The following is a 260-nucleotide window of genomic DNA, read 5'->3' on the forward strand; positions in this document are numbered from 1 at the left end:
GAGCCATTGTGCTGAAATATGGTTGACCCAGTCACCCCCATAGCGCGCTCGAGAGCTTTACCTATTTTCTGAACGGTTAGCATGCATGCTTGAGCAGCTTCTGCAGACAGATCGTAAATTGTGACCGCTTGTTCCTTGGGTACTACTAATACGTGACCATCCTTCTGCGGCATTATATCCATGAATGCGAGCGTTAAATCATCCTCATAGACCTTTACACAGGGGGCCTCTCCAGCAATAATCTTCGCGAAAGTATTACT

The 260-nt window shown here is 46.9% G+C and carries 1 protein-coding gene; it reads right to left on the reverse strand.

Translation table 11 applies throughout. From position 1 onward, the window contains the following. A partial coding sequence (locus SB765_RS30950) for an HIT domain-containing protein (RefSeq protein ID WP_410932663.1) occupies nt 1–260 on the reverse strand: 260 nt, incomplete at both ends.

Source organism: Pseudomonas sp. SIMBA_067 (assembly GCF_046534675.1).
Classification (GTDB): domain Bacteria; phylum Pseudomonadota; class Gammaproteobacteria; order Pseudomonadales; family Pseudomonadaceae; genus Aquipseudomonas; species Aquipseudomonas putida.